Annotated in this window: 3 protein-coding genes and 1 tRNA gene; 2 read left to right on the top strand and 2 right to left on the bottom strand. The window is 53.0% G+C overall.

All coding sequences use genetic code 11. The features are described from left to right. A partial coding sequence (locus ABWP27_RS12320; protein ID WP_353157272.1) for a tyrosine-type recombinase/integrase occupies positions 1 to 948 on the top strand: 948 nt, incomplete at its 5' end. Positions 949 to 987: 39 nt separating this feature from the next. Here the strand turns inward: ABWP27_RS12320 and ABWP27_RS12315 are convergent. Together ABWP27_RS12315 and ABWP27_RS12310 are read right to left on the bottom strand one after the other, a co-directional pair. After that, positions 988 to 1,063 (bottom strand) — tRNA-Asn (locus ABWP27_RS12315). A 106-nt stretch (positions 1,064 to 1,169) separates the two neighbouring features. After that, positions 1,170 to 2,384, bottom strand: a complete 1,215-nt coding sequence (locus ABWP27_RS12310) for an amino acid aminotransferase (protein WP_353157270.1) — start codon at positions 2,382 to 2,384, stop codon at positions 1,170 to 1,172. 121 nt (positions 2,385 to 2,505) lie between these two features. Between ABWP27_RS12310 and uvrB the strand changes: the two genes are divergently transcribed. After that, complete coding sequence (gene uvrB / locus ABWP27_RS12305) at positions 2,506 to 4,590, top strand: excinuclease ABC subunit UvrB (RefSeq protein ID WP_353157268.1); 2,085 nt, start codon at positions 2,506 to 2,508, stop codon at positions 4,588 to 4,590. The last annotated feature ends 7 nt before the right edge of the window (positions 4,591 to 4,597 follow it).

Here is a 4,597-nt window from a genome sequence, read left to right as displayed (position 1 = left end):
AGCCGGGAAGAAGCTGAAGCCTACCTCGCCAAGCTCACGCTTGACGCCTACCGCGCAGCCCATTTCGGAATTAAGCCCGAGCGATCTTGGCAAGAAGCCGTTGTCCGGTATCTCGAACTGAAAGCAAGTCTGCGGAGCTTTCGGGATGTACAAAGGATTTGTCGTCAGCTCGATCCTTATGTCGGTCGCCTCACTCTGAACCAGATTACCGGAGATGTGGTGTGGTCGATTGCACAAGGTGAGCTGAAGCGGGGTAATAAGCCCGCAACGGTGAATCGTTATCTAGCGCTCGTGCGTAACTTGCTGCACATGGCAAGGGACGAATGGCAATGGATAGACTCATTCCCTAAAATCCGCATGTTGTCTGGTGAGGTCGAACGTGACCGCTGGTTGACGCGTGAAGAAGCCGATGGGCTGATTCAAGTTTGTCCGCCACATTTAGCTGCACTCGTTCGCTTTGCGTTGGCAACCGGTTTGCGTGCAAGAGAGATCACTGGATTGGAGTGGAACCGGGTTGATCTGGCTAGGCATACCGCTTGGCTGAATCAAACCAAAAATGGCACGCCGCGAGGTGTCCCATTGAATCACGATGCCGTTGTGGTCTTGCAAGAGCAAGTCGGCCAGCATCCGCAGTCATGTTTTACTTATCGTGGGATGCCTATTGGATGGGATGTAACGAATACCGCTTGGCATAACGCGTTAAAGAAAGCAGGGCTGACAGATTTCAGATTCCATGATCTCCGACATACTTGGGCGTCATGGCATAGGCAGGCGGGAACGTCAGTCGATGAGCTGAAAGATTTAGGCGGCTGGAAGTCGCGCATTATGGTGGATCGATACGCGAAATATGCAACGGAACATCTACACGCTGCAGCGTCGAGGATAGAAGAAAGTAGGGGCGGCGATAACGTGTTGCTACTGTCACGTTTTAGTCACGTTCGGAAATAGAAAAAGCCCCACGTTTTCACGTGAGGCTTTTATATTCTGTGGCTCCCCGACCTGGACTCGAACCAGGGACCTGCGGATTAACAGTCCGTCGCTCTACCAACTGAGCTATCAGGGAACAGAAGCGAGATTATAAGATGTTTCTTACTCGCTTGTCAAAGCTTGTGCGATAAATTTCTTTGTTCCGTTTGACCGTGATCGCAGAAATTTACCGCAGGCGAATATTAAAGAACTTTCGCGATTGCCGCAATGACGTAATCGATGTTTTTTGTGTTCAGCGCTGCAACGCAGATGCGGCCAGTGTCGACAGCATAAATCGAGAACTCATCGCGCAGACGATCCACTTGTGGTTTGGTCAGGCCGGAGTACGAGAACATGCCGCGCTGTTCGATAACGAAATCGAAGTTGTGGCCAGGTGCCTGTTCTTTCAGCTTCTGCACAAATGCTTGACGCATTTCGCGGATGCGTACGCGCATCGCTGCCAGTTCTTCTTCCCACAATGCGCGCAACTCAGGTGTTGCCAGAGCGGTTGCGACGACTTGACCGCCGTGAATTGGTGGGTTGGAGTAGTTGGTGCGGATGACGCGCTTCAATTGCGACAGGACGCGTGCTGCTTCTTCTGCGTTGCTGGAAACGATGCTCAATGCGCCAACGCGTTCGCCGTACAGCGAGAACGATTTGGAGAAAGAATTGGAAACGAAAACAGGGCCGCCTGCTTCGGCGAACTGACGTACCACTTTGCCGTCGGATTCGATGCCGTCGCCAAAGCCCTGATAAGCCATGTCGAGGAATGGAATCAAGCCGCGTGTCGTTACAACGTTCAGCACTTCCAGCCATTGTGCGTCGCTCAGATCTGCGCCGGTTGGGTTGTGGCAGCAAGCGTGCAGCAGAACGATCGAGCCGCTAGGAATCGATTTGAGCGTGTCCAGCATGCCGGCAAAATTTACGCCGCGGGTTGCTGCGTCGTAGTACGGATAGTTGTTGACGGTGAAGCCGGCCGATTCAAACAGCGCACGGTGGTTTTCCCAGCTTGGATCGCTGATATAGACTTGTGCGTTTGGTGCGAAACGCTTGAGGAAGTCTGCGCCGAGTTTCAATGCGCCGGTGCCGCCGATTGCCTGCGCGGTCACTGCACGTTTGTCCTTGACTACCGAGCTATCGGCACCAAATACGAGTTCCTGCACTGCCTTATCGTATGCAGCCAGGCCGTCGATAGGCAGGTAGCCGCGTGGCGACAGCTTTTCCATCAATTGCGCTTCGGCTTTGCGTACGCATTCGAGCAGTGGCAATTTGCCGTTGTCGTCGTTGTAAACGCCGACGCCAAGATTGATCTTATTTGGATTCTTGTCGGCGTTAAACGCCTCGGTAATGCCAAGAATCGGGTCACGGGGCGCCATTTCAATGGCGTTGAGGAGCGAAGCAGGAATAGGTGCGTTCATCGTGATAACATCAAAAGTTAGCTGCAAACGGTCGTTTTGCAGTGGGGTTGTATAGAGCGCAAGACCATAAGCCTTGCGGAAAATGCGACTCACTATTTTACCAAAGGTCGGATTGAAATAAATGACTGATTTATCCCAAGTTGCTGATTCCCTTGATGAATCGAAAATCGTCACCTTCCCGAATTCCCCGTTTCGTCTTTACCAGCCGTTTCCTCCGGCCGGCGATCAGCCGACTGCGATTGCGAAACTGGTGGAGGGCATCGATGATGGCTTGTTTTATCAGACCTTGCTGGGTGTAACCGGCTCGGGCAAGACTTATACGGTTGCCAACGTGATCGCCCGTATGGGCCGGCCGGCCATTGTTTTTGCACCGAACAAGACACTGGCAGCCCAGCTTTACAGCGAATTCCGCGAGTTTTTCCCGCAAAATGCGGTGGAATATTTCGTCAGTTACTACGATTATTACCAGCCGGAAGCCTACGTTCCGCAGCGCGACTTGTTCATTGAGAAAGATTCCTCGATCAACGAACATATCGAACAGATGCGTTTGTCCTGCACCAAATCGCTGATGGAACGGCGCGATGTGGTGATCATTGCAACGGTATCGGCCATTTACGGTATTGGTAACCCGAGCGAATACCATCAGATGATTCTGACCTTGCGCGCCAAGGACAAGGTCAGCCAGCGCGATGTGATTGCACGTTTGATCGCGATGCAATACACGCGCAATGAAGTCGATTTCGGCCGCGGTACTTTCCGTGTACGTGGCGATACCATCGATATTTTCCCGGCGGAACATGCCGAACTGGCAATCCGTCTGGAAATGTTTGATGACGAAATTGAAAGCCTGCAGCTGTTTGATCCGCTGACTGGCCGCGTCAAACAAAAGATTCCACGTTTTACGGTTTATCCCGGCTCGCATTACGTGACGCCGCGCGCCACGGTGTTGCGCGCGATCGAAACCATCAAGGACGAATTGCGCGATCGCCTGGAATTTTTCCGCAAGGAAAACAAGCTGATTGAAGAGCAGCGCCTGGAGCAGCGTACGCGCTTCGATCTGGAAATGATGCAGGAAATCGGTTTTACCAAAGGCATTGAAAACTATTCGCGCCATCTGAGTGGTGCCAAGGCAGGCGATCCGCCGCCGACGCTGGTTGATTACCTGCCGCAGGATGCCTTGATGTTCATGGATGAATCGCATGTGCTGATGGGGCAACTCAACGGTATGTACAACGGCGACAGGGCACGCAAAACCAATCTGGTTGATTACGGATTCCGCCTGCCGTCGGCGCTGGATAATCGGCCGCTACGTTTTGACGAGTTCGAGGGCAAGATGCGGCAAATGGTGTTCGTCTCGGCGACGCCGGCCGATTACGAAAACACGCATGCCGATCAGGTGGTCGAACAGGTGGTGCGTCCAACCGGTTTGGTCGATCCATTGATCAGCGTGCGTCCGGCATCCAGCCAGGTCGATGATCTGATGTCGGAAATCACCGACCGCGTGAAGAAGAATGAACGTGTGCTGGTGACCACGCTGACCAAGCGCATGGCCGAACAGTTGACAGAATTTCTCAGTGATAACGGCATCAAGGTGCGTTACCTGCATAGCGATATCGATACTGTCGAGCGGGTGGAAATCATTCGTGATCTGCGCCTTGGCACTTTCGATGTGCTGGTCGGAATTAACCTGCTGCGCGAGGGGTTGGATCTGCCGGAAGTTTCATTGGTGGCGATTCTGGATGCGGACAAGGAAGGCTTCCTGCGTTCCGAGCGCAGCCTGATTCAAACCATCGGTCGCGCGGCGCGTAATCTGACCGGTATGGCAATTCTGTATGGCGACAAGATCACCGACTCGATGCGGAGGGCCATTGATGAGACCGAACGCCGTCGTGCCAAGCAGATCGCATTCAACACGGCAAATAACATTACGCCGGTCGGTATCAAGAAACATATCCGCGAATTGATCGATGGCGTCTACAGCCAGCAGGACGCGCGCGAAGAGTTCAATGCGGCGCAGGAACATGCGAAGTATGAAGCGATGAGCGAGAAGCAGGTCAGCAAGGAAATCAAGCGTTTGGAAAAACAAATGCTGGGCCACGCCAAAAATCTGGAATTCGAAAAAGCAGCGCAAGTGCGCGATCAATTGCGGATATTGAAAGAGCAATTGTTCGGTGCGCCGGGCGAGGATCATATCGTGCCGGCTTGATGAATAA

This window comes from Herminiimonas fonticola (genome assembly GCF_040395855.1).
Lineage (GTDB): Bacteria > Pseudomonadota > Gammaproteobacteria > Burkholderiales > Burkholderiaceae_D > Oxalicibacterium > Oxalicibacterium fonticola_A.
Note: the sequence above shows the minus strand (reverse complement) of the source record. Positions and strands in the feature narration are given on the sequence as shown.

Excerpts from the sequence above, each read along its gene's own strand:
- ABWP27_RS12310 (WP_353157270.1), bottom strand. The coding sequence starts at position 2,384 with ATGAACGCACCTATTCCTGCTTCGCTCCTCAACGCCATTGAAATGGCG.
- uvrB (WP_353157268.1), top strand. The coding sequence starts at position 2,506 with ATGACTGATTTATCCCAAGTTGCTGATTCCCTTGATGAATCGAAAATC.